Origin of the sequence: Winogradskya consettensis (assembly GCF_018332715.1) — a bacterium.
In the GTDB taxonomy this organism is placed as follows: Bacteria; Actinomycetota; Actinomycetes; order Mycobacteriales; family Micromonosporaceae; genus Actinoplanes; species Actinoplanes consettensis.
The window spans coordinates 1-23,750 of record NZ_BOQP01000059.1; the positions used below are offsets into that span (position 1 = coordinate 1).

Consider the following 23,750-nt stretch of genomic DNA (forward strand, 5'->3'; position numbering starts at 1 on the left):
ACCCCAGGGCTGAGAACCCCACGGTTGGGAACGCCAGGGCTGAGGGCGCCAGGGCTGAGGGTGCTGCGGCTGGGAGTGCGGACTTGGCCGGGCTGCGGATCAAGGGCGCGGACGGGGAGCCGGACGCGATCGCCTCGCTCGTTGAGCTGGCCGGTGTGCGCGGCGACCTGGACGTATTGCGTCGGCTCGCCGCCGCGGGCAGCCCTGACGCGGCTGACGAACTGCGCCGGCTCGCCGCCGCGGGCAGTCAGGGCGTCGCCCCCGAGGTCCCGGCCGAGCTCACCGAAAAGGGGCAATCGGAGTAGGGGCGATCCGAGGGGGCGCCTACCGAGGGGCGCTGTCTGCGGGGGCGCCTACCGAGAGGGCGCTGTCTGCGGGGGCGTTTACCGAGGGGGCGTAGGGGGTCCGATGCCCAGGCGGTCGAGGGCCGATTGTGCGACGGTCCAGTGCCATGAGCATCGGGCGCGGCCGTCGGGGGTGCGGCCCTGGTAGCGGTCGATGCGGACCTCGCCTTGGCGGAAGGGGTCCCAGTCGATGCCCCAGCCGCGCAGTCAGCGCTCCCAGGCCCGCTTGTCCTGCCAGGAGACGTCGCCTTCGACCGAGAGGAACACCACCCACTCCGTGTGCTTCATGCATGAAGGTTAACGTGCCGTGGGAAGGGGTTTGAATGATGACTTGGAGCTCCGGGGAACTGACCGCGATCGGTGACGCGGACGAACTCAGGATCGCGTCGCGGCGTGCGGACGGGACGCTCCGGCCGTACGTCATCATCTGGGTGGTGCGGTCTGGTGATGATCTTTATGTCCGGTCGGCCTATGGCTCGGACAACCCGTGGTTCCGGCGGGCGATGGCGAGCGGCGCCGGCCGCGTCCAGGCCGGTGGGGTCGAACGCGACGTGACGTTCGGCGAGGCCGGCCCCGGTGTCCACGAGGACATCGACAAGGCCTACCACCTCAAATATGACAGGTACGGCGCCAAGATCGTGAATACCGTCGTGGGCCCGCAAGCCGTGCCGGTGACCGTCAGGCTGATACCGGTGTGACCTCGGCGCACAGCAGATCGCGACGCTCGACGAGGTGTCGGCGCCGCGATGGAACTACCCTGCAGAGGACGCGCCGGACGGACCGACCCGGTATCAGCGGGGTCGCTGCTGGCGGCCCATGCCCTTCGAGGGGCGCATGTTCTTCGGGATGGCGCCCTTGGGCATCTGCGGGCGGGCGAACAGCGCGCCGAGACGCTTGTCGAGGGCGTTGACGTCCTTGCCCGTGAGGTTGCGGGGCAGCCGCATCATCGTCGTGCGCAGCTTGCGGATCGGGAGCTCACCCTCTTCGGTGCCGATCAGGAAGTCGTACATCGGGGCGCTGCCGATGACCTTGGAGAGGCGGCGCTTCTCCTGGCCCATCAGGGAGCGGACGCGCTGCGGCTGCCCCTCGCCGAGCAGGATCACGCCGGGGCGCCCGATCACGATGTGGATCATGTCGAACTGGGTGGTCGAGCTCGCGGCGGGGCGGACCCGCCAGTCACCGCGCAGGTTCTCGACGATCGAGGCCGCGGCGCCGGCCTGACCCTCGGCGGCGTTCATCATGGCCGCGTTCGACCGGAGGTTGAGCACGATCAGGGCGGCGAGCAGCGCCACCATGATGCCGATCGGGATGTAGATCCAGCCCAGGCCCAGCAGCAGGAGCAGCACGGCCACCGCGAGCGGGAGCAGCACCGCCGCGACCAGCAGTGGCACGAACCACTTGTCCTGCTTTGCCGTAAATGCGAATACCTGACCGATCTGCTTCAGGCGTTCGAAAAACGACACCTTCTCCGGGGGCTTTGCCATACCCGAAAGTGTAAGGGTCGCCGTGGTGCCGTAGCGGGGCAGGACCCCGCTCCTCTCCGCCGGCCTTCCGAACGGTGGGAGCCTGGGTAACGTGCCATTCGTACCCGGGGCACTTCCGTCTGTGAAAGGAACGACCTGATGGATTCGCAGGCTCGGATCAGAGCGGCGATCGAGGAGCACTGGCGCGCGTCGGAGCTCGGGGAGGCCGAGGCGGAGCACGCCATCTATGCCGAGAACGCGATCCTCGACTATCCCCAGTCGGGGGAACGTTTCCGGGGTCGCGCAACGATCCTCGCGCAACGTGGCGGGCACCCGGCCGACCGGCACTTCACCGTGCTCCGCATCTCGGGCAGCGACGCCTTCTGGGTCAGCGAGTGCATCATCACGTACGACGGTGTGCCCACCCGTTCGGTGAGCCTCATGGAGTTCGCCGGGTCCCAGGTGACGCACGAGACCCAGTACTTCGCCGACCCGTTCGGCGCACCCGCGTGGCGGGCAGCGCTCGCCGAGCCGATGCCGGGCCGGGACATCCTCAGAGCCTGAGATCGGAACAGTGGGTGACGGTGGCGTCGTCCGGCGTCGTCCCGTCGCGAGCCTCCGCCCGGCGGACCCGGGCGATCACCTCGAGGGGGCCGGACGAACGCAGGACGGCCATCATCTCCTCCCAGGAAGCCTGCCCGAAACGGTCCACGATGCGGCTGGCTCCGTTGCTGAGCAGGGCGACGCCGCGCAGGCCCCTGACGGGCGAGCTGCCGGTGATTGCCTCGTCCGCCGCGCCCGGATCATCCTTGGCCAGCCAGAACCCACCCGGTTGGTTCCGGTTGGCGCGCAAGTCCCGCAGGATCCGGTGATGGTCGGCGCTGCCTTCGGGCACGGTCTCAAGCTTTGCCTGGTACGCACGACTGATCGTCACCTCGCGCCGGTCGGTGATCACGAGTGGGGTGCCGTGCGCCCGATCGAGGACCGCGTACGAGTCGCCGAGGACCAGGTATTCGGCGAGGTCTTCGGACACGCGCACGACGGCCACGGACGCCGACGGGCTGATGGGATCGGTGACGTCGCAGGAGTGCCGATGCTCAGAGGTCACCTGCTCGATGGCGTCCGCCAGCACCGCTCGCAGGGGCTGGTCCCGCGCGAGAGCCAGGAGCCCGAGCAGGGTGCCGCCCAGCCGGGTGGCGTACCAGGAAACCCCGTGCCGGCAGACGGATTCAGCGCCCGGGATGCCGGCGCCGTCGATCAGAACCGCCGCGCCCGGCACCGCACCGGTGAAGTCCTCGTTGACGCGTCCGGGCCGGGCCGTCGCACTCGCCATTGACACTCGCATACCGTCCGGGCCCCTCCATGATGGTTACGCCGCGACGTACCCGGGGCCTATCATCGGGGATCCATGATCATGGCCTTCTCGGGGTTCGCGCTCATCGGGGCCATTGTGCTGGCCGGGTGGGCTGTCCGGCGCTGGGCGGGGCTGCCGGAGAACGCCGAGGCCGTGTTCGGGCGGCTGGTCTATCTGGTGCTCGCGCCGTGCCTGCTCTTCACTGGGGTGGCGACGGCTGACCTGCATCTGCTGTTCAGCGAACCACTGATCATCTCTACCGCCGCCGCGTTCGTGTGCTTCGGGCTCTTCGCCGTGGTGGTGCGGCGGCTGGATCGCGGCGCCACCATTCTCGGGGCGATGGCCAGTGGGTACACCAACGCGAACTACATCGGCATTCCGGTGGCGACCTATGTGCTGGGCGATGCCACTCTGGTCGTACCCATCGTCATGTTGCAGCTCTTGTTCCTGGCTCCGGTTACTCTGGCGCTGCTCGAGGTGGTGACGACGGGGCATGCGTCGTGGCGGGCAGCGGTGGCGGGACCGTTGCGGAATCCGCTGATCGTCGCCGTGTTGCTCGGCATGGTGGTTTCGGTGACCGGGATATCGCTGCCCGCCGTGATCGCGGACCCGATCGACACCATTGGGCAGGCTGCCGTACCGGTCGTACTCATCACCTTTGGAATGTCTCTGTCGGGTACGCGCGTTCTTGGACCCGGTCCCGAACGGTTCGCCACGATCGTCGCGGTGGTGCTCAAGACCGTGGCCATGCCGTTGGCCGCATTTCTGCTGGCTGTCGCAGTCGGCCTGAGCCGCGACGAGACCTACGCCGTCACGGTTCTTGCGGCGCTGCCCACGGCGCAGAACGTCTTTTTGCATGCCCAGCGGTTCAATGCCGGGCTCATTCTCATCCGCGACACGATCCTGCTCTCGACGATCTGCTGTGTCCCGGTCATGCTGCTGCTCGCGGTCGTTTTTGCTCGGTGACGGGCTCGGCGACATCAAGGGCGTCGAGGACCGCTTCGCCGTTTGTCCGCGCCCATTCGGTCAGCATGTGGATCGGGTCGATCAGCGTCGCGCCGAGCGGGGTGAGCTCGTATTCCACGCGGGGCGGCACCTCGGCGTACGCATGGCGGTGGACCAGGCCGTGCGACTGGAGCCGGCGGAGGGTCTGGGTGAGCACCTTGCGGGAGATGCCGCCGATCAGCTCGGCCAGCTCGCCGTGGCGCACCGGGCCGTTGCTCAGGCCGTAGAGCACGACCGCCGTCCATTTGTCGGCGATCAGCTCGACCGTCAGACGCGCCGGGCAGTCTGCCAGAAAGCCCTCACTGGAACCTCGCACGGCGCCAAAGGTACCCGGTGGTTCCCATTGCAAAATCTAGCGTGACGCCATGCAGATCATCACGCAGCACGAGCACGGCGGCCCCGAGGTACTCACCATCATGGACGCGCCCGAGCCCCGCCCGCTGCCGACCGAGGTCCTCGTCCGGGTCAGGGCGATCGGGCTGAACCCGCTGGAGGCGCGACTGCGCGCCGGTGAGTTCCCGCTGCTCGGCAAGCCACCGTTCATTCTCGGCTGGGACGTCAGTGGCGTGGTCGAAGACGCGCTGACCTGGCGGTTCAGGCCCGGCGACGAGGTGTTCGGGATGTCGCTGTTCCCCCGGGCGGCCAATGCCTACGCCGAGCTCGTGGCAGTTCCGGCATTGCATCTGGTACGCAAACCGGCGTCACTCCCGCACGTCGAAGCTGCCGCGTTGCCGATCGTCGGCCTGACCGCCTGGCAGGGCCTCGTCGACCTCGCCGGTGTGACCGCGGGCGACCGCGTCCTGATCCACGGCGGTGGCGGCGGCGTCGGCCACGTCGCCATCCAGATCGCCAAAGCACTCGGCGCGTACGTGATCACGACCGCCGCCCGTCATAAGCGGAATTTCGTCGAGGAGCTCGGCGCCGACGAAATTATCGACTACACGACGGCCGACTTCGCCGAGGTGGTCCGGGACGTTGACGTCGTGCTCGACACTATCGGCGGGGACACCGTCGAGCGGTCGCTCGGCGTGCTCCGCCCGGGTGGGCACCTGGTGACGGCGGTCGCCGAGGACGACCCTGAGCTCATCGCCACGTTCGAGGCGGCCGGCATGCGCTTCAGCGGCATCGCCGTCGACCCGGATCCGGCCGGCCTGCGTGGTCTCGTCAACCTCGTCGAACAGGGCAAACTTCGGGTCCACGTGCAGGAGACGTTCCCGTTCGAGCGTATCGCCGACGCGCATCGGCTGCTGGACGCCGGTCACCTACAGGGCAAGCTCGTCCTCACCGTCTGAGCCGGCCTACGCGGGGTGCGGCCTAGCGGGGTGGTGGGGGTTAGGGCCTGCGGGTGGGTGCGGTTTGGGGCAGGTGGGGGCTGGCTTGGGGAGGGTGCGGCCCAGCGAGGGCTGGGCCGGTGCCTGCGGTGGGGCGCGGTTTGGGCTGCGGTGGGTGCGGCATAGCGATGGCTGGACCGGTCTCTGCGGTGAGGGCTGGGGCTGGGGTGGGTGGGGCCGCGGTGGGGTTGGGTGAGGCCTGCGGTGCTGCGAACTGCGGTGCTGCGGCCTGCGGTGCTGCGGCCTGCGGTGGGGTGAGGCGTCCGGCAGGTGGGCCTGCGGCAGGTGGGCCTGCGGCAGGTGGGGCATGCGGAGGGTGCGACTGCGGTAAGTGCGGCTTGGCAGATGCGGCCCGAGGTAGGTGCGGCTCGTGGCAGGTGTAGCCAGACTTCGCAGGGCGGCTTGCGGCATGATGCAGCCAGACCGGGATGCGGCTAGACCGGGATGCGGCTAGACCGGGATGCAGCCGGGGGCCGGTCGCAGCCGGAGGCGAGCACAACTCGCGGCAGATATAGCTGGCGGCGGGTGCAACCGGCGTCGGCGGGGTGGTCACCGCCGCCGCTGAGAATGCTGGCTGATTGGCAGACCCGGCGCATTCCGTCCGTGACCAGGGGCTCGACCCGAACCCCGACTCGGGCTGAGCCGGACCCGGGCTGAGCCGGACCCGGGCTGAGCCGGACCCGGGCTGAGCCGGACCCGGGCTGAGCCGGGCTGAGCCGGGCTGAGCCGGTTCGGGTCCGGTTGGGAGAGGGTGATCGAGCGCCGACCTGGGTCAGGCGAACCACGCCGAACCCCCGAGCCGGCCGGTGGAACCCGGCCGGGCCCGAGGGAAGGAAGAGGTCAGCCGCGGGCGGCGAGGGCCTGCTGGTAGAGGCGGCCGGCGCGGTAGGAGGAGCGGACGAGGGGGCCGGACATGACGCCGGCGAAGCCGATCTGCTCGGCCTCGTCGCGCAGCTCGACGAACTCTTCCGGCTTGACCCAGCGCTCGACCGGGTGGTGGCGGGGGGTGGGGCGGAGGTACTGGGTGATGGTGATGAGCTCGCAGCCGGCGGCGTGGAGGTCGCGGAGGGCTTGGGAGACCTCTTCGCGTTCTTCGCCCATGCCGAGGATGAGGTTGCTCTTTGTTACGAGGCCGGCGGCTCGGGCCTGGGTGATGACGTTGAGGGAGCGGTCGTAGCGGAAGCCGGGGCGGATGCGCTTGAAGATGCGCGGGACCGTTTCGACGTTGTGGGCCAGGACCTCGGGGGTGCTGCCGAAGACCTCGGCGAGCTGGTCGGGCTCGGCGTTGAAGTCGGGGATGAGGAGCTCGACGCCGCAGCCGGGCTGGAGTTTGTGGATCTGGCGGACCGTTTCGGCGTAGAGCCAGGCGCCGCCGTCGGGGAGGTCGTCGCGGGCGACGCCGGTGACGGTGGCGTATTTGAGGCCCATGGTGGCGACGGACTCGCCGACGCGGCGGGGCTCGTCGGCGTCGAACTCGGCCGGCTTGCCCGTGTCGATCTGGCAGAAGTCGCAGCGCCGGGTGCACTGGTCGCCGCCGATGAGGAAGGTGGCCTCACGGTCTTCCCAGCACTCGTAGATGTTGGGGCAGCCGGCTTCCTGGCACACCGTGTGCAGGCCTTCCTTCTGGACGAGCCCGCGCATATGCGTGTATTCGGGGCCCATCTTGGCCTTGACCTTGATCCACGGCGGCTTCCGCTCGATGGGAGTTTCGGCGTTGCGCGCCTCGATGCGCAGCATGCGGCGGCCCTCGGGAGCAATAGTCACAACTTGAGGTTACGCCGGAAGCTTGATCAACTTGAGCAGGGGCGACGAGGCTCACGTGAGCTGAAGTGTGAGTGCGCTCACGTCCCGCCGATAAATCCCTCGCGACGACTCCCGTCCCGTTGTTAACCTCCTGGCCAAGGCACTGACGGAACCAAGTAACGCCCTGGTGAAGGCCGAGAGAGCCACCGCTCGCTGTGAGGTGGCCCGGAGCCGGGACGCGAAGACACTCCCGAGCCGAGCACGACAAGAGGCGCCGGCCGACAAGCCGGCGTAAAGGTGTGGTGGCACCGCGAGGATCCCGCTCGCCCACACCTCCCTGGGGCCGCGTTGCAGACCCACGAGGAGGAAAACGCCGTGCAACGCATCCTCTCCACCGAGATCCCCGGCAAAGAGAAGCAGACCGTCACGATCGCCGGGTGGATCCACCGCCGCCGCCTGCTCAAGTCGGTCGCCTTCCTGATCGTCCGGGATGCCGCGGGCTTCAGCCAGGTCGTGATCACCGACCCCGCGGTCCGCGAGCAGGTCGAGGCGCTGACCGAAGAGACCGTCGTCGAGGTCACCGCTCAGGTGACCGCGAACCCCGCAGCCCCGGCAGGGGTCGAGCTGACCGGGCCGCAGATCAGGGCTTTGAGCAGCGCTGTGGGCGTACACAAGCCATTTGAACTGCATCGGCCCGAGCTCGGCGCGACCATGGCGACGCAGCTGGACCATGCGGCCCTTGCCCTTCGTCATCCGTCGCGTGCGACGGCACTGCGGGTCTCGGCGGCAGCGGCCGCGGGTTTCCGGGAGGCGCTCGAGCGGCAGCGGTTCGTCGAGATCCACACCCCCAAGATTGTGGGTACGGCGACCGAGTCCGGTGCGAACGTCTTCACCCTCGACTACTTCGGGTCGCCCGCCTACCTCGCCCAGTCACCGCAGTTCTACAAGCAACTCATGGTCGGCGTCTTCGAACGGGTCTACGAGGTGGGGCCGGTGTTCCGCGCCGAGCCGCACGACACCGCGCGCCACCTCGCGCAGTACACGTCGCTGGACGCGGAGCTCGGGTTCATCGCCGACCACCGCGACGTGATGGCGGTGCTGACCACGGTGATCGCCGGGATGGTCGCGACGGTGGAGTCACGTACGGCGGTCCCGGTGCCGGCGGTGCCCTCCGAGATCCCGGCGGTGCACTTCGAGGAGGCGCTGCGGATCGCCGGTGCGCCTGCCGACGAGCCCGACCTCGCGCCGGCACACGAGCGGGCGCTGGGGGAGTGGGCGGTGCGGGAGCACGGGTCGGAGTTCGTCTTCGTCACCGGCTATCCGATGGCGAAGCGGCCGTTCTACACGCATCCGCAGCCGTCCGACCCGCGCTGGAGCAACAGCTTCGACCTGCTGTTCCGGGGCCTCGAGCTGGTCACCGGCGGGCAGCGGCTGCACCGGTACGAGGACTACCTGGCGGTGGCCCCCGCGCCGGAGAAGCTGGCCGGATATCTGGACGGGTTCAGGTACGGGATGCCGCCGCACGGTGGGTTCGCGATCGGGCTGGAACGGTTCGTGGCGCGGCTGACGGGCGCGGCGAACGTACGGGAAGTAACTGCCTTCCCGCGCGACCTGCACAGGGTCACGCCCTGATGCTTACGCGAAGTAGGCGATCGTCACGCCGGCGACGATCAGGATCGGGATGATCGTCATGCAGATGAGGATCCACCAGGCGACGGGGTGGCCGAAGTTGAGGGCCACGCCGCCGCTCTTCTTGGGGACGAAGACGCGTTTGTCGCGCGGCTCGTTGTAGAGCTTCACAGCAGGGTCGGCAGGTGTCGTTCGACGACCGGGAGGACGTCGGCGACGGTGACCTGCCGGCCCAGCTCCCACGAGAGCGAGGTCACGCCGGCGTCGCGGATGCCGCAGGGGACGAAGCGGTCGTAGTTCGACAGGTCGCAGTCGGCGTTGATGGCGAAGCCGTGCTGGGTGACGCCGCGGGCGACGCGGATGCCGATCGCGGCGACCTTGCGGTCGGGGCCACGGTCGTCGGCGCGGACCCAGGCGCCGCTGCGGCCCTCGACGCGCTCGGCGGCGACGCCGAACTCGGCGCAGACGTCGATGAGCAGCTGCTCGGTGCGGCGCACGTAGGCGACCACGTCGATCGGGTCGGCGAGCTTGATGATCGGGTAGCCGACCAGCTGGCCCGGGCCGTGCCAGGTGATCTTGCCGCCGCGGTCGACGTCGACGACGGGGGTGCCGTCCATCGGGCGGTCCAGCGGCTCGGTGCGCTTGCCGGCGGTGAACACGCTGGGATGTTCGAGCAGCAGGATCGTGTCGGGCTGGGTGCCCGCCACCACGGCGTCGTGCAGCCGGCGCTGCTCGTCCCAGGCCTCGCGATAATCGACCAGGCCCGGACGCAGGACCTGAAGCGTGGAAGTCGTCACGGTCCCAGCCTATCCCCGCACGAACCGGACCCGTCAGGCGTGGCCGTCGCGGCCTTCACCCGGGATCGACTGCGGGTCGATGCCCGGGCGGATCCGCCACACCAGGACGTCCTGGACGCGCTGGCCGGGCCCGAACAGGTCGGTGGTGGTGCGGATCAGTGACTGGCGGAACAACGGTCCCGCGGTGCCCGTGAGCTTGTCGGGGACGAAGACGGCTTCGACTCCCCAGTAGGCCATGTCCTCGCGTACCCGGGAGCGGTCGTAGTTGTCGATGTCGTCGACGAAACCGGTCAGCGCGGCCTTCAGGAACATCCGGTCGGTCCACCGCGACGGCGCGCCCGCCCGGCCCGTGCCGGCGAGGCCGCCGGGGCCGAGGAAATACCCGGCGGGGATGCGGTACTGCTCACCACGACGGGACATGGTGTACGCCTGCCACCGCTGGGCGTCCGCCGCCGACGGTGACGAGAACGGCAGGGCTGACATGACGCCGTTCCGTGGCACGTATTTCTTCCAGGTGCCGTCGGCGACGAACTTCGGCTCGGTGGCGCGCCCGCTGGTCAGCACCGGGGTGGGGATGATCGGGACGAGCGCCGCCACGAACGCGACCCCCCAGACGACCCGCGCGTACGAGCGGTAGCGGCGGGAGAAGACGCGATCGGCGAGCAGCGCGACGGTGATGCCGATGACCCCGGTCGTCACCAGCGCGAACCGGGCGGGCAGTGCCGAGTCGAAGATGGGCCAGTCGCGCACCACGGCGTACAGCAGCGGGATGTCGTGATATTCCTTCGCGAACCAGTGCAGCCGCGGGCCGAACGACAGCACCATGAAGAGCAGCCCGACGACGGTCAGCGCGCGCATCGTCGATTTGCGGGAGCGCCCGGCCCGCCACCAGAGCAGGACGGTGGCGATGACCATCAGCGCGAGCAGCGGCCACCCCCAGAACGACGCGCCCTCGGTCTGGTTGGCCGCGAGGTCGCCGCGCTGGATGCCGAAGAACCCGGCCAGCGAGCGGAAGGGGTAGAACAGCCCGGCGGCGGCGTCCTCGACGTAGCGCTTCTGGTCGAAGCCGGTGCCCTTGAACGAGCCGGGACCGGCGAAGTGCATGTAGAGCGGGTACGCGAGCAGCGCCCCCGCCACGACCGCACCGATCACGAGGGAGAGCAGCGCCCTGGGAGCTGCCCGGAGCACCTGGGGCATGGTGTCGCGCGACAGCGACCACACGAGCACGAAGATGACGACCGCGAGAACGAGGTCGAAGAGCATTTCCGGGGCGATGGAGAAGCCGGCGGCCATCAGCAGGCCGAGCACGATCCCGTTGAGCAGCCAGCGCCGCGGTGTGCGCAGCCGCAGCATCCACCAGAGCAGCACCGGCGGGAGCCAGGCTGCCGTCCAGTTGAGGTGGCCGTTGGCGTGGGAGATCCAGCCGGGGGCGAAGCCGCAGAAGGCAGCGCCGATGAACGCGGCCGCCTTGTGCTTGACGGCGAAGCGGAGCAGGAACGCGTACCAGGCGATGCCCGCACCGGCCAGGTTGAGCATCAGGATCGTCACATAGGTGACCTGGGGACCGGCCAGATAGGTCAGCGGGGCGAAGGCCACCGCGTAGACCGTGATGGACGTGTTGGCCGCGAGGTTGACCCCGATCGGCGCGTTCATCAGGCCGGTCCAGAACGGGTCGGCGCCGTGCGCCACGATCTGCACGCCGTAGCCGAGCACCCACTCGAAGAAGCTGTGGTCGCCCTCGTTGTAGAGCACCGAGCGGCGGGCGGGATCGGCCCAGATCCCCGACGTGATCCAGTAGCCCATGCCCAGGAAGGCCAGGACGGCGAGGATGTGCGGGGGCCAGGCCCGGCGACGGCGCTGAGGCTGCTCGGAGTCCACCGTTTCGATGTCGGCGGAGTCGTCGTCGGAGACTTCGGAGAGGGTGGGTGCTACGGCCACCGGCAGAAGTTAGCAGTGCCGGGCAAGATTCACCTGCCGGTTCGGGCACGGCGGAACAAGTTCACTTTTTCTTCTTATTGGGGATCCACACCGGGCCGGATCCGCCACAGCAGCACACCCCCGACCCGCTCCGGCTGACCGAGCAGGTCAGTGGCGGTGATCTCCACCGCCGAGCGGTACAGCTGCGAGTGCGAACCGGTGATGTCGTCGGCCAGGAAGACGGCTTCGAGGTTCCAGTACCTGAAATCCTCGCGGGCGCGCTCGCGGTCGAAGTCGTCGATCGGCTGCACATATCCGTAGAAGGCCGCGCGGAAGAACAGCCAGTCGGTGTTGCGGGCCGACGCGCCGATCTGACCGGTGCCGTCCGGGCCACCCGGACCGAGGAAATAACCGTCCGGGATGCGGAACTGCTTACCTGCCCGAGCCATTGTGTACGCCTGCCAGCGCTGCCCGTCCGCCATGTCCGTGGTCGCGAACGGCAGCGTGGACAGCACCCCGTTGTCGCTCACGTAGTCGCGCCAGATGCCGTCGGCGATGAACGCGGGCTCGGGCGCACGGTGCTCGGTCACGATGGGCAGCGGGAAGAGGGGGAGCAGCGCGAGGGCATAGCCGGCCGCCCACACGGTGTGCGAGGTCACCGATGGCAGCGGCTCGCTCAGCAGCCGGTCGGCGGTGAGTGCGAGCACGATGCCGAACACGCCGACGACCACCAGCGCGAGCCGGGCGGGCAGGGCGGAGTCGAACAGCGGCAGATGCATCAGGGCCTGGTACGGCAGCCAGATGCCGGTCAGCGGCTTGAAGATCTTCAGCTCGGGCCCGAGCGAGAGGACGAAGAAGACCAGTCCGACCGTCATCAGTGCGGCCAGGGTGGACCGCCGGCCCGCCTCCGCGCGCCGCCACAGCGTCACGAAGGCCACCACGACCAGGACCATCAGGGGCGCGCCGAAGTACGAGGTCTCCTCGGTCGCGTTCGGTGCGAGGTCGTTGCCCCATCCGAGCGAACCCGCGATCGACCTGGTCGGATATTCGAAGTACGCCGCCAGGCCCTCGGAGTAGTAGAACTGGTTGAAGCCCGTACCCGTGAAGGTGCGTGGCCCGTCGAAGTGCATGTAGAGCGGGTACATCAGCAGGCCGAGCGCGATCACCGCTGCGGTCACCAGCCCGGCGAGCACGGTCGGTAGGGCGGCCCGCGCCTCCTGCCGGGTGGCCGGGAGCAGTGACCAGACCGCCAGGAAGACCCCGCTGGCGAGGGCCGTGAAGAAGAGACCCTCGGCGGCGATGGAGAAGCCGACAGCGATGAGTACGCCCAGGACGACGCCGTTCCTGATCCAGTGGCCCGGTTCCCGCAGCTTGAGCACCCACCAGAGCACCACCGGCGCGACCCAGCCCGCCGTCCAGTTGAGATGGCCGTTGGCGTGTGAGACGAAGCCGGGCGCGAAGCCGCAGAAGATGCCGCCCAGCGCCGCCGCCGCGGGGTTCCTGACCAGATAGCGGCGCAGGAACAGCCACCAGGCGAACGCGGAGCCCGCGAGGTTCAGCGTCAGGATCGCCACAAAGCTGACCTGCGGACCGGCTAGGAACGTGAGCGGCGAGAACAGGACCGTGTAGACGGTGATCGACGTGTTCGCCGCCAGGTTGACCCCCAGCGGCGCGTTCATCATCCACGTGTAGAACGGGTCGGCGCCGTGGCTCAGCGTGTAGACCCCGTAACCCAGGATCCATTCAAAGAACGCCTGGTCACCCTTGTTCTCCGCGATCGCGCTGGTCGCGGGGTCACGCCACAGTCCATTCGTCATGTACGCGGCCAGCACCAGCGACGCCACGCCCATGACCAGGTTGGGGCGCCACGACCGCAGGCGTGCACGGGCGCGGGCACCACCGGACACGGCCGGCGGCTCGGCGGACTCGGACGGGGCTGCCTCTACGACGGACACCAGCCGGACGTTAGCAAGCCTTCCCGTGAACTCAGGCGACGGCAGGCGTTTCTTCCCCCACGGCGGCACGCAATGCCGCCTCCAGGGTGGGATAGGAATACGCGAACCCGGTGCGTTCGAGCACCCCCGGCAGCACCCGCTGGCTGCGCAGCGCCTCGTCGGCGAACCCGCCGAGCGCGACGTGCAGCGCGATCCCGGGCACCTGGAGCAGGGCCGGCCGGTGCAGCACCTTGCCCAGCGTGCGGGTGAACTCGGCGTTGGTGGCGGGCGCGGGGCCGACCAGGTTGACCGGGCCGGTGACGTCGTCCCGCTCGAGCAGGAACTCCACCGCGTCGAGCCAGTCGGTCAGCGCGATCCACGGCACCCACTGCTTGCCGCTGCCGAGCTTGGCACCCCCGCCGAGCTTGAAGAGAGGCATCTGAGGCTTCAGCAGGCCGCCGTGCTGGTCGAGCGGCAGGCCGGTGCGCATCAGGGCCACCCGGACGCCCGCGTCCTCGGCGGGCCGGGCAGCAGCCTCCCAGACCCGGCATACGTCGGAGAGGAAGCCGCTGCCCGCCGGGGCCTCCTCGGTGACCTCGCGGTCGCCGGTGTCGCCGTACCACCCGACGGCCGACGACTGCAGCAGGACCTTCGGCCGGTCCTCGGCGGGGAGCTTGCGGATCGCGTGGGCGAGCGTGCCCGTGCTGTCGACGCGGCTGCTGCGGATCTGGCTCTTGTAGCTCGCCGTCCAGCGCTTGTCGCCGACCCCGGCGCCGCCCAGGTTGATCACCGCGTCGGCGGCGACCAGGCAGGCCGGGTCGACCTGGCCGGTGGAGGGCTGCCAGGTCACCTCGTCGGGCCCGCTCGTGGGGCGCCGGACGAGCCGGACGATGTCGTGACCGCTGGAACGCAGCCGCTCGGCGAGATGGGTGCCGAGGAACCCGGACGCGCCGGCCATGAGGATCCGCATGGTCACCATCATTCCCGTCTTTGCCGTGCCGCAAAACAGAAGAAGGGGCGCTTGCGCGCCCCTTCTTGCCGAACCGGTGCTTTTACGTCAGGAGCTGAGTCCGAGGTCACCCTCGAACTGGCCACCCTCGAGACGCTCCTTCAGCGTGACCAGGAAGCGGGCGGCGTCGGCGCCGTCCACGATCCGGTGGTCGTAGCTGAGCGCCAGGTAGATCATCGAGCGCGGCACGATCAGCTCGCCCAGGTTGGGGTCGTCGACGACCACGGCGCGCTTGACGACCGCGCCGGTGCCGAGGATGCCGACCTGCGGCTGGTTGATGATCGGGGTGTCGAAGAGCGCACCCCGGCTGCCCGTGTTGGTCAGCGTGAACGTGCCACCGGACAGCTCGTCAGGGCTGATCTTGTTGTTGCGGGTGCGCTCCGCGACGTCCGCGATCCGCTTGGACAGCCCGGCGAGGTTGAGGTCCCCGGCGTCCTTGATGACCGGGACGACCAGGCCCTTCGGGGTGTCCACCGCGATACCCAGGTGCTCGCCCTCGTGATAGGTGACCGTGCCGGCCTCCTGGTCGATGGACGAGTTGACCACCGGGTGCTGGCGCAGCGCCTCGACGGCCGCCAGCGCGAAGAACGGCAGGAAGGTGAGCTTCACGCCGTTCTTGGCGAGGAAGTCGGCCTTCGCGCGCTGACGCAGCTGGGCGATCTTCGTGACGTCGACCTCGATGACCGTGGTCAGCTGCGCCGAGATGTGCAGCGACTCGACCATGCGGCGGGCGATCGTCGCGCGGATGCGGGTGAGCTTCTCGGTGCGGCCACGCAGCGGGCTCGGCTCCGGCTTGGCGGCCGGCTTCGCCTGCTGCGGTGCGGCCGGCGTGGCTGCCGGGGCGGGAGCGGCGGCTGCCGCCTTCGCCGCGGCGGCCTTGTCGGCTGCCTCGATGACGTCCTGCTTGCGGATCCGGCCACCGACGCCGGTGCCGGTCAGCGCCGACAGGTCGACGCCCTTCTCGGTGGCGAGCTTGCGGACCAGCGGGGTCACGTAACCGGCGTCGCCGGCTCCGTTGCTGCGGACCGTCTCGGCGGCGGGCGCGGCGGCCTGGGCCGGGGCCGGCTCGGCGTTGCGCTCGGCGGCCGACGGGTCCTTGGCCGTCTCGGCCTCGGCGGACGGGTCGGCGTACGACCCGCCGGGCTCCCAGGACGGGGCCTGCTGCGTCTCGATCTTCGGCTGGGGAGCCTGCTGCGGCGCGGGGGCCGGCTTCGGCTCCTCGGCCTTGGGGGCCTCGGCCTTCGGGGCCTCCTGTGCGGGGGCGGGCTTCGGCGCCTCCTGAGCCGGCGCGGCCGGGGCGCTGTCGGCGCTGCCGATGATCGCGAGGTCGGCGCCGACGTCGGCGGTCTCGTCCTCCTGGACCTTGATCTCGAGGACCGTGCCGGCGACCGGCGACGGGATCTCGGTGTCGACCTTGTCCGTGGAGACCTCGAGCAGCGGCTCGTCGACCTCGATGGTGTCGCCGACCGCCTTGAGCCAGCGGGTGACGGTGCCCTCGGTGACGCTCTCGCCGAGCGCGGGCATCTTGACGGCTGTGCCGCCGCCACTGCTCGACCCGGTCTGCGGCGCGGGGGCTTCCGCCTCGATCGGCTTCTCGGTCGACGGTGTGTCCAGGGCGGCGGGCTCGGGCTCGGGTGCCGACTCCTCCTGGGCGGGCGCGGCGGCGGGCGCCGGGGCCGCGGAGCCCGCGTCCTCGCCGTCGCCCGCGATGACCGCGAGCTCGCTGCCGACGTCGGCCGTCTCGTCCTCGCCCACGACGATGCGGGAGAGGACACCGGCGGCCGGCGAGGGGATCTCGGTGTCGACCTTGTCGGTGGAGACCTCGAGCAGCGGCTCGTCCGCCTCGACGCGCTCGCCCTCCTGCTTGAGCCAGCGAGTGACGGTGCCCTCGGTGACGCTCTCACCCAGCCGCGGCATGGTGACCGATACCGGCATGTCTCAGAACTCCTTAACCGCTTTGCTAACGGATCGTGATCAGCTGTGGGAGTGCAGGGGCTTGCCCGCGAGCGCGAGGAAGGCCTCGCCGAGGGCCTCGTTCTGCGTCGGGTGCGCGTGCACGAGCTGCGCGACCTCTTCCGGGAAGGCTTCCCAGTTGTAGATGAGCTGGGCCTCGCCGACGAGCTCGCCGATGCGGGCGCCGACCATGTGCACCCCGACGACCGGTCCGTCGTTGACCCGGACCAGCTTGACGAAGCCCTGGGTCTTGAGGATCTGGCTCTTGCCGTTGCCGCCCAGGTTGTAGTTGTACGTCGAGATCTTGTCCGCGCCGTACTGCTCCTTGGCCTTGGCCTCGGTGATGCCGACCGACGCGACCTCGGGGTCGGAGTAGGTGACGCGGGGGATGCCGGCCTCGTCGATCACGGCGGGGTGGAGCCCGGCGATCTCCTCGGCGATGAAGATGCCCTGGGCGAAGCCGCGGTGGGCGAGCTGCAGGCCGGGGACGATGTCACCCACGGCGTAGATGTTGCCGACGCCGGTGTGCAGCCGCTCGTTGGTGATCACGAAACCGCGGTCCAGCGTGACGCCCTGCTCCTCGTAGCCGAGGTTGGCGGTCGTCGGGCCACGGCCCACGGCGACCAGCAGGATCTCGGCCTCGACGGTCTCGCCGCCGGCGAGGGTCGCGCGCACGCCGTTCTCGGTGTGCTCGACCTTCTCGAACGGCTTGCCGACCTTGAAGTTGATCTTGCGCTTGCGGAACGCGCGCTCGACCGCCTTCGAGATCTCCTCGTCCTCGGCGGCCACGAGCCGGGGCAGCGCTTCCAGGATCGTCACGTCGGCGCCGAACGACTTCCACACGCTGGCGAACTCGACGCCGATCACGCCGCCGCCGAGCACGATCGCGGAGCTGGGCACGCGGTCGAGCTTGAGGGCGTGCTCACTGGCCAGCACCCGCTTGCCGTCGACCTCGAGGCCGGGCAGCGAGCGCGAGTAGGAGCCGGTCGCGAGGATGACGTTGCGACCGGTGTAACGCTTGCCGTCGACCTCGACGGTGTCCTTGGCGACCAGCTTGCCGGCGCCCTGCACCACCGTGATCTTGTCGTTCTTGAGCAGGCCCTGCAGGCCCTTGTAGAGCCGGGCGACGACGCCGTCCTTGTACGCGTTGACGCCGGCCATGTCGATGCCGACCAGATCGGCCTTGATGCCGAACTGCTCGCTCTCGCGGGTCTGGTCGGCGATCTCCGCGGCGTGCAGCAGCGCCTTTGTGGGGACACAACCGCGGTGCAGGCAGGTGCCGCCCAGCTCCGCCTTGTCGATCAGCGCCACGGTGAGGTTCAACTCGGCCGCGCGGAGGGCGGCGGCATAACCACCGCTGCCGGCGCCGAGGATCACGATGTCGAAAGTTCCGCCAGGCTGGCTCACGTCATACTCCCAGATCGCCCTGTCGCGAGATCTTCCGTTGCCACATGGGTCACATGGTGGAAACGGTCACAGCTGTCCAACCCATCTTGTCACTGCACGTTTCAATCGATGCAGTCAGGTGCCGCAAGACACGTGGATTCCCGTACTCTTCTACGGCAGCTGACCGCACGTAGTCAGCCGACCCGGAGGAGTGTTCGTGGCCTGGTTCCGACGGCGCCGGGAGCCGTCTCGCACGAGCGGCCGCCTCGCGAACCGCGAAGATCTGGAATACCTGACGGAATTCGTCCGCTCCCGCCGTGGTGTCGAGGCCTTCATCGAACCACGGACCACCGTCACGGAGACCACGATCCTGCTGATCGCCCATGACGGCGAGTGGACCCGCCGCCGCATCGACTCCCCGGAGAACGCGCGCCGCTTCGCCCATCAGCTCGCGATGCCGATCTACGACATCCGGCTGATGGGCTATCCGCAACGGATGCGCGACTACAACGCCCGCCAGAAGCGCCGCCCGGCCTGAGTCCTGCTGGATCGTCAGCCTGGGTCCTGCTAGATCGTCAGGACGATCTTGCCGCGGGCGTGCCCGGTCTGGCTCAGCTCGTGCGCCGCGGCCGCCTGCTCCACCGGGAAGACCGCGGCGATCGGCACGCTGAGCCGCCCGCTCCCGGCAAGGTCGACAACTTCGGCCAGGCCGCCGCCCGCCTGCGGGTCCGCCCCGGGTCCGGCAGACCGCGACATGTGTACGCCGTGAGCGTCCGCGGTCAGATCCGCGATGCTGACCACCTTGCGTGGATCACCCGCCAGCTCGACGAGCTCGGGCAGCGAACCGGACCCCGCACAGTCCAGCACGGCGTCCACGGCCGTGGCGACGCGTTCCTCGAGGCCCGGCCCGTAGGTGATCGGCGTCGCCCCGAGCCCGGTCAGGAACGCGTGATTGCGCTCACCGGCCGTACCGATGACCTTCGCACCCCGCGCCACCGCGAGCTGCACGGCAATGGTGCCGACACCCCCGGCCGCGCCCTCGACCAGCAGCGTGGTGCCGGCCGTGACGCCGAGCAGGTCCAGGGTGCGGGCGGCGGTCTCCGCGTTCGCGGCCAGCCCGCCTGCCTCCTCCCAGGTCAGGTTCGGCGGCTTCGGCACCCACAGCGCCAGCACCGCGAACTCGGCGTTCGCCCCGCCCATCCGCGCCAGATCGGTGATCCCCAGCACCTCGTCACCCACGGCCACCCCGCTCACCCCCGGGCCGACCTCGTCGACCACCCCGGCGGCATCGGCGCCGAGCACATGCGGCAACGGCAGCGGAATCCAGTCCTTGAACCGCCCGGACCGGACGTACCAGTCGGCGGGCGTCACGCCCGATGCCCGGACGGCGACGCGGACCTGCCCCGGCCCTGCGTGCGGCTCGGGAACCTCGGCGATGTGCAGGACGCTCGGGGGACCGTACTCGGAGAATTGCAGTGCTCTCATGGCGCCCGACGCTAACGGGACGCCCCCGTCCACTTGGCTAAAGTGAGAGCCGTGACCGACACATTGCCTCGCTCCGGCGCGGGATCCGCTCCGGCGCCCGCCCTGCGCTCCGACGCCCGCGACAACCGCGACCGGATCCTGGAGGTCGCCCGCGCGGCGTTCGCAACCGAGGGCCTCGAGGTGCCGCTGCGGGAGATCGCCCGCCGCGCCGGTGTCGGTCCCGCCACCCTCTACCGCCGGTTCCCGACCAAGGAATCGCTGGTCACCGCGGCCTTCGCGGACCAGATGTCGCTCTGCCTGACAATCGTCGAGCGGGCACTGGACGACCCGGACCCGTGGCACGGCTTCCGCGGGGTGATCGAGCAGCTCAGCGAGCTGCACGCCAAGGACCGTGGCTTCACCGCCGCGTTCATGTCGGCCTACCCCCGCGCGATCGACTTCGCCGCCGGTCGCGAACGGGCGCTGCTGGCCTTCTCGGAGCTGGCCCGGCGAGCGAAGGACGCGGGCATGCTGCGCCGCGAGTTCGTGCTCGACGACCTGGTCCTCATCCTGATGGCCGCCGGAGGCATCCGCTCCGCCGGCCCGGCCGGCGCCGCCGTAGCCGCCCGCCGCTTCGCCGCCGTCACCCTCGAAGGACTGCGCGCCAACCCGGACGCCACACCCCTGCCCCCGGCAGCCCGCCTCCCCATGGTCCCGGTCGCCTGACCCGGCTCCAAGCCGGCCTGACCCGGCTCCAAGCCGGCCTGACCCGGCTCCAAGCCGGCCTGACCCGGCTCCAAGCCGGCCAGATCCGGCCAGATCCGGCTCTAAGCCGGCCAGATCCGGCTCCAAGCCGGCCAGATCCGACCAGATCGGTTGTGCGCAATTTAATTGTGCACAACCTACTTTTGCGCGAGTGGGGGTGGAGACCAGGCGCGAGCAGGGCCGGGTGATGGGGAAGCGGGCGCGAGTGGGAGGGGGTCAGGCGAATGGGGGGCGGGTGTCGATTTCCATCCAGCGTTCGGGGTGGGCCATGGGGGTGAAGCCGGCTTTGGCGTAGACGGTGTGGGCGTCGAGGGTGGCCAGGACGACGCGTTTGATGCCGTGGCGTTCGGCCCAGGTGGTGGACCAGGTGGCGATGGTGGTGCCCAGGCCCTGGCCTCGGTGGGTGGGGGCGACGTAGACGTCGCAGAGCCAGGTGAAGGTGGCCTTGTCGGAGATGATTCGGGCTACGGCTACCTGTTCGCCGGTGGGGGTGTAGAGGCCGGCGGGGGTGGAGTTGGCGAATGCCCGCTCGATTGTTTCGGGGGTTCGGCCCTTGGCCCAGTAGGCGTCGGTGGTGAGCCAGCCGATGATGCGGGGCAGGTCGAGGTCGGCGGGGTCTTCGCTCAGGTGGTAGTCGCTCACCTGATCATTTGACCGTGCTCGGGGCCTGCGGGGCAGCGTCCAGTTGGCGGTCGGTGGTCTGGATCTTGGCGGGACCACAGATGTGAGCCCGGAAGCGGCGTGATGAGGCCGGGTACGGCAGCTACGCCGGCTGTGGCGAACTCGGTGCTGGGGGCCGGGCGTACTGATAAAAAAGCGCCGCCCGGCAGGAAGCTGGGCGGCGCCTTTCGCAGATCTCGTCAGCCGTTGGCCGCGATGTCGTCGATCAGGGCGAGGAGCGTGCGGACCGGGACGCCCGTGCCGCCCTTCGTCCAGTAGCCGGTGGGCTCGCCGGTGTGGTAGCTCGGGCCCGCGATGTCGATGTGGGCCCAGGGGAGGCCCTCGGTGACGAACTCGCGGAGGAAGACGCCGCCCTGGAGCATGTGGCCGGCGCGGTCCATGCTCGCGTTGACCTGGCTGATGTCGGCGATGTCGGAGTCCATGCCCTTGCGGACGTCGTCGGGGAGCGGCATCGGCCAGGCGGGCTCGCCGACCGAGTCGCCGGCGACCTTGACTCGCTCGCAGGTGTCCGGGTCGCCCATGACGCCGGCGATGCGCTTGCCGAGCGAGATGACTTGGCCGCCGGTCAGCGTGGACGTCTCGAAGAGGTAGTCCGTGCCGTCGGAGATGGCCCGCGCGATGCCGTCGGCCAGGACCATGCGGCCCTCGGCGTCGGTGTTGAGGACCTCGACGCGCTTACCGTTGAACATCGTGATGACGTCGCCCGGGCGGTAGGCGGTGCCCGAGGGCATGTTCTCGGCGATCGCCAAGTAGCCGCTGACCGCGACGTCCGGCTTGAGCGCGGCGACCGCGAGCAGGGTGGCGCCCACCGCGGCGGCGCCGGCCATGTCGGACTTCATCTCCCACATGCCGGCGGCCGGCTTGATGCTGATGCCGCCGGTGTCGAAGGTGATGCCCTTGCCGACCAGTGCGACGCGCTTGGGGTTCTCGACGCCCTGCGGCGTGTAGGAGAGCTTGACCAGCCGCGGCGGCGCCTCGGAGCCCTGGCCGACGGCCACGATGCCGCCGTAGCCACCCGCCTTGAGCTGGTCGAAGTCGAGAACCTCCACCTCGAGGCCGGTGCCCTGCGCTGCAGCGGCGACGGCGTCGGCGAAGCTCGGCGGACGCAGCTCGTTGGGGGCCATGTTGACCCAGTCACGGGTCAGCCGGACCGCCTTGGCGACGGTCTCGGCGCGGGTCACCTCGGCGAGCGCGGCGTCGTCCGTCGCGTCGGCGACGGTGACCTGCAGGGATTTCACGGGCTCGCGGCGGTTCGGCTGCGGCTTGGTCTTGTAACCGGCGAACCGGTAACCGCCGATCAGCGCGCCTTCCAGGATCGCGCGCAGCACGCCGGGCGCGTCCGCGTCGTCGGGGACGGGCAGCGCCAGGGCCACGGTCTCGCTGCCGGCGAGTGCGCGGACGGCGGCACCCGTTCCCCGGCGCAGCGTCTCGGTGGCCGGTGCGGAACCGGAGGGTTCGTCGCCGAGGCCTACGGCGACGATCAGCGGCGCGGCGACGGTGCCCAGTGTCGCGAGCTTCGTCACCTCGCCGGGGGCGCCGGTGGCGCCGAGAAGGGCCAGGGTCGCGGTCAGCTTGCCGTCGAAGGCGGCGGCGATGCTTTCGGCACCGGCCGCGGGCAGCAGCGTGCCGCCCTCGTCGGGCTGGCTGTGCAACCCGATGACCAGGGCGTCGACGGCCAGCTCGGCGGGGTCGCCGTCGGCCAGGCTCAATGAGGGGGCGGGGTGGGTCACTCGAGGCTCTCCGCGATCGCTGGGCCGGGGCTGACTCGTGGGACGTCCCGGCGGCGTGGTCCGTCCGGTGCGGGTCGCGCCGGACGGCGGTGGTGTCCCGCCGATGCTAACCACATGCAAGGTCACGGGTAAGTTGCCACTCATGTCCGACGACCTGCTTCGCTCGCCGCTGCACGAGCGCCACACCGCCCTCGGAGCCAAGTTCGCCTCCTTCGGAGGGTGGGACATGCCGCTGGAGTACGCCGGCGGCGGAGTCCTGCGCGAGCACGCTGCCGTCCGCGACGCCGTGGGTGTATTCGATGTCTCCCACCTGGGCAAAGCCCGCGTTTCCGGCCCGGGCGCGGCGGACTTCGTCAACGCCTGCCTGACCAACGATCTGGGCCGGATCGAGCCCGGCAAGGCGCAGTACACGCTCTGCTGCGACGATGCCTCGGGTGGCGTGGTCGACGACCTGATCGCCTATCTGATTTCCCCGGACGAAGTTTTCCTGATCCCGAACGCCGCCAACACCGCCGAGGTCGTCCGCCGCCTCGCCGCCGCCGCTCCCGCCGGCATCACGGTCACCGACGAGCACCGCGACTGGGCTGTGCTCGCCGTGCAGGGCCCGGATTCGCCCGCCACGGTCAAGGCGCTCGGATTGCCGGTCGAGCACGACTACATGTCGTTCTCGACGACCACGCTGGACGGCGTGTCGCTGATCGTGTGCCGCACCGGGTACACGGGCGAGACCGGGTACGAGCTGGTCGTACCGTGGGACGACGCCGTACAGGTGTGGGACGCGCTGGTCGCCGCCGGGGTCCGGCCCTGTGGGCTCGGGGCGCGGGACACGCTGCGCACAGAGATGGGCTATCCGCTGCACGGGCAGGAGCTTTCCCTGGACATCACGCCGGTCCAGGCACGGTCCGGGTGGGCTGTCGGGTGGTCGAAGCCGGCCTTCTGGGGCCGCGACGCGCTGGTCGCGGAGAAGGCCGCAGGACCCAGGCGGTCGCTGCGAGGCCTCGAGCTCACCGGTCGCGGCATCCCGAGGGGTCACATGCAGGTGTACGCGGGGAGCACGCTGATCGGCGAAACCACGAGCGGCACGTTCTCGCCCACGAAGAAGGTCGGGATCGCGCTCGCGCTGCTGGACAGCGCTGCCGGGGTCGCCGACGGGGATCTCGTCGAGATCGACGTGCGGGGCCGGCGGATCGAGGCCAAGGTCGTGAAGCCGCCGTTCGTGCAGACCTCGGTTCGCTGACTTCGCGT

Annotated in this window: 23 protein-coding genes; 9 read left to right on the forward strand and 14 right to left on the reverse strand. The window is 70.0% G+C overall.

Annotation, left to right across the window (positions count from 1 at the left end):
• The coding region (locus Aco04nite_RS44545) for a hypothetical protein (RefSeq protein WP_244876751.1) at nt 1-305 on the forward strand (305 nt) is incomplete at its 5' end.
• Between the two features lie 362 nt (nt 306-667).
• Nucleotides 668-1,042, forward strand: a complete 375-nt coding sequence (locus Aco04nite_RS44550) for a DUF2255 family protein (protein WP_213003234.1) — start codon at nt 668-670, stop codon at nt 1,040-1,042.
• A 93-nt stretch (nt 1,043-1,135) separates the two neighbouring features.
• On the opposite strand, the gene Aco04nite_RS44555 is transcribed toward Aco04nite_RS44550, so the two are convergent.
• On the reverse strand, nt 1,136-1,828 hold the full coding sequence (locus Aco04nite_RS44555) for a DUF4191 domain-containing protein (protein WP_213003235.1): 693 nt from the start codon (nt 1,826-1,828) through the stop codon (nt 1,136-1,138).
• Between the two features lie 138 nt (nt 1,829-1,966).
• Here Aco04nite_RS44555 and Aco04nite_RS44560 point away from each other — a divergent pair, with 138 nt between their 5' ends.
• Nucleotides 1,967-2,371 (forward strand): nuclear transport factor 2 family protein, encoded by a 405-nt coding sequence (locus Aco04nite_RS44560; protein WP_213003236.1) that lies wholly within the window; start codon nt 1,967-1,969, stop codon nt 2,369-2,371.
• On the opposite strand, the gene Aco04nite_RS44565 is transcribed toward Aco04nite_RS44560, so the two are convergent.
• A complete protein-coding gene (locus Aco04nite_RS44565) occupies nt 2,361-3,140 on the reverse strand; it encodes a protein phosphatase 2C domain-containing protein (protein ID WP_213003237.1) in 780 nt (259 codons plus the stop codon). The genes Aco04nite_RS44560 and Aco04nite_RS44565 overlap by 11 nt on opposite strands.
• A 75-nt stretch (nt 3,141-3,215) precedes the next feature.
• Here Aco04nite_RS44565 and Aco04nite_RS44570 point away from each other — a divergent pair, with 75 nt between their 5' ends.
• Nucleotides 3,216-4,127, forward strand: coding sequence for an AEC family transporter (locus tag Aco04nite_RS44570; protein WP_213003238.1), 912 nt, complete (start codon nt 3,216-3,218; stop codon nt 4,125-4,127).
• Here Aco04nite_RS44570 and Aco04nite_RS44575 read toward each other — a convergent pair.
• A complete protein-coding gene (locus Aco04nite_RS44575) occupies nt 4,093-4,482 on the reverse strand; it encodes a winged helix-turn-helix transcriptional regulator (RefSeq protein ID WP_213003239.1) in 390 nt (129 codons plus the stop codon). The genes Aco04nite_RS44570 and Aco04nite_RS44575 overlap by 35 nt on opposite strands.
• 49 nt (nt 4,483-4,531) lie before the next feature.
• On the opposite strand from Aco04nite_RS44575, the gene Aco04nite_RS44580 reads away from it, so the two are divergent.
• Complete coding sequence (locus tag Aco04nite_RS44580) at nt 4,532-5,458, forward strand: NADP-dependent oxidoreductase (RefSeq protein ID WP_213003240.1); 927 nt, start codon at nt 4,532-4,534, stop codon at nt 5,456-5,458.
• A gap of 879 nt (nt 5,459-6,337) precedes the next feature.
• Here the strand turns inward: Aco04nite_RS44580 and lipA are convergent.
• Nucleotides 6,338-7,234, reverse strand: coding sequence for a lipoyl synthase (gene lipA, locus Aco04nite_RS44585; RefSeq protein ID WP_203834950.1), 897 nt, complete (start codon nt 7,232-7,234; stop codon nt 6,338-6,340).
• 381 nt (nt 7,235-7,615) lie between these two features.
• Here lipA and aspS point away from each other — a divergent pair, with 381 nt between their 5' ends.
• Nucleotides 7,616-8,872, forward strand: coding sequence for an aspartate--tRNA(Asn) ligase (gene aspS / locus Aco04nite_RS44590; RefSeq protein WP_213003241.1), 1,257 nt, complete (start codon nt 7,616-7,618; stop codon nt 8,870-8,872).
• Nucleotides 8,873-8,875: 3 nt separating this feature from the next.
• Here the strand turns inward: aspS and Aco04nite_RS44595 are convergent, their stop codons facing one another.
• The 7 genes from Aco04nite_RS44595 to lpdA all read right to left on the reverse strand — a co-directional run bounded on the left by Aco04nite_RS44595 (nt 8,876) and on the right by lpdA (nt 17,886).
• A complete protein-coding gene (locus Aco04nite_RS44595; RefSeq protein WP_203834885.1) occupies nt 8,876-9,040 on the reverse strand; it encodes a peptide ABC transporter substrate-binding protein in 165 nt (54 codons plus the stop codon).
• Nucleotides 9,037-9,666: a lipoyl(octanoyl) transferase LipB gene (gene lipB, locus Aco04nite_RS44600; protein ID WP_213003242.1), complete on the reverse strand. Its 630-nt coding sequence runs from the start codon at nt 9,664-9,666 to the stop codon at nt 9,037-9,039. Before lipB ends, Aco04nite_RS44595 begins: the two co-directional genes overlap by 4 nt.
• 33 nt (nt 9,667-9,699) lie before the next feature.
• Nucleotides 9,700-11,604 (reverse strand): DUF6311 domain-containing protein, encoded by a 1,905-nt coding sequence (locus Aco04nite_RS44605; protein WP_244876752.1) that lies wholly within the window; start codon nt 11,602-11,604, stop codon nt 9,700-9,702.
• A 74-nt stretch (nt 11,605-11,678) separates the two neighbouring features.
• Nucleotides 11,679-13,538: a DUF6311 domain-containing protein gene (locus Aco04nite_RS44610; RefSeq protein ID WP_308161731.1), complete on the reverse strand. Its 1,860-nt coding sequence runs from the start codon at nt 13,536-13,538 to the stop codon at nt 11,679-11,681.
• A gap of 31 nt (nt 13,539-13,569) precedes the next feature.
• Nucleotides 13,570-14,487: a TIGR01777 family oxidoreductase gene (locus Aco04nite_RS44615; protein ID WP_213003243.1), complete on the reverse strand. Its 918-nt coding sequence runs from the start codon at nt 14,485-14,487 to the stop codon at nt 13,570-13,572.
• An 87-nt stretch (nt 14,488-14,574) separates the two neighbouring features.
• Nucleotides 14,575-16,461: a 2-oxoglutarate dehydrogenase, E2 component, dihydrolipoamide succinyltransferase gene (gene sucB / locus Aco04nite_RS44620; RefSeq protein WP_213003244.1), complete on the reverse strand. Its 1,887-nt coding sequence runs from the start codon at nt 16,459-16,461 to the stop codon at nt 14,575-14,577.
• Between the two features lie 39 nt (nt 16,462-16,500).
• Complete coding sequence (gene lpdA / locus Aco04nite_RS44625; RefSeq protein ID WP_213003245.1) at nt 16,501-17,886, reverse strand: dihydrolipoyl dehydrogenase; 1,386 nt, start codon at nt 17,884-17,886, stop codon at nt 16,501-16,503.
• A gap of 196 nt (nt 17,887-18,082) precedes the next feature.
• Between lpdA and Aco04nite_RS44630 the strand changes: the two genes are divergently transcribed.
• Nucleotides 18,083-18,403: a hypothetical protein gene (locus Aco04nite_RS44630; RefSeq protein WP_203834880.1), complete on the forward strand. Its 321-nt coding sequence runs from the start codon at nt 18,083-18,085 to the stop codon at nt 18,401-18,403.
• A gap of 29 nt (nt 18,404-18,432) precedes the next feature.
• On the opposite strand, the gene Aco04nite_RS44635 is transcribed toward Aco04nite_RS44630, so the two are convergent.
• Nucleotides 18,433-19,350 (reverse strand): NADP-dependent oxidoreductase, encoded by a 918-nt coding sequence (locus Aco04nite_RS44635; RefSeq protein ID WP_213003246.1) that lies wholly within the window; start codon nt 19,348-19,350, stop codon nt 18,433-18,435.
• A 51-nt stretch (nt 19,351-19,401) separates the two neighbouring features.
• On the opposite strand from Aco04nite_RS44635, the gene Aco04nite_RS44640 reads away from it, so the two are divergent.
• Nucleotides 19,402-20,055, forward strand: a complete 654-nt coding sequence (locus Aco04nite_RS44640; RefSeq protein ID WP_244876753.1) for a TetR/AcrR family transcriptional regulator — start codon at nt 19,402-19,404, stop codon at nt 20,053-20,055.
• 255 nt (nt 20,056-20,310) lie between these two features.
• Here the strand turns inward: Aco04nite_RS44640 and Aco04nite_RS44645 are convergent, their stop codons facing one another.
• Both Aco04nite_RS44645 and Aco04nite_RS44650 read right to left on the reverse strand, forming a co-directional pair.
• Nucleotides 20,311-20,736, reverse strand: a complete 426-nt coding sequence (locus tag Aco04nite_RS44645; protein WP_213003247.1) for a GNAT family N-acetyltransferase — start codon at nt 20,734-20,736, stop codon at nt 20,311-20,313.
• Between the two features lie 218 nt (nt 20,737-20,954).
• On the reverse strand, nt 20,955-22,505 hold the full coding sequence (locus tag Aco04nite_RS44650) for a leucyl aminopeptidase (RefSeq protein WP_213003248.1): 1,551 nt from the start codon (nt 22,503-22,505) through the stop codon (nt 20,955-20,957).
• A gap of 142 nt (nt 22,506-22,647) precedes the next feature.
• Here Aco04nite_RS44650 and gcvT point away from each other — a divergent pair, with 142 nt between their 5' ends.
• A complete protein-coding gene (gcvT, locus tag Aco04nite_RS44655; protein ID WP_244876754.1) occupies nt 22,648-23,742 on the forward strand; it encodes a glycine cleavage system aminomethyltransferase GcvT in 1,095 nt (364 codons plus the stop codon).
• Nucleotides 23,743-23,750: the final 8 nt, after the last annotated feature.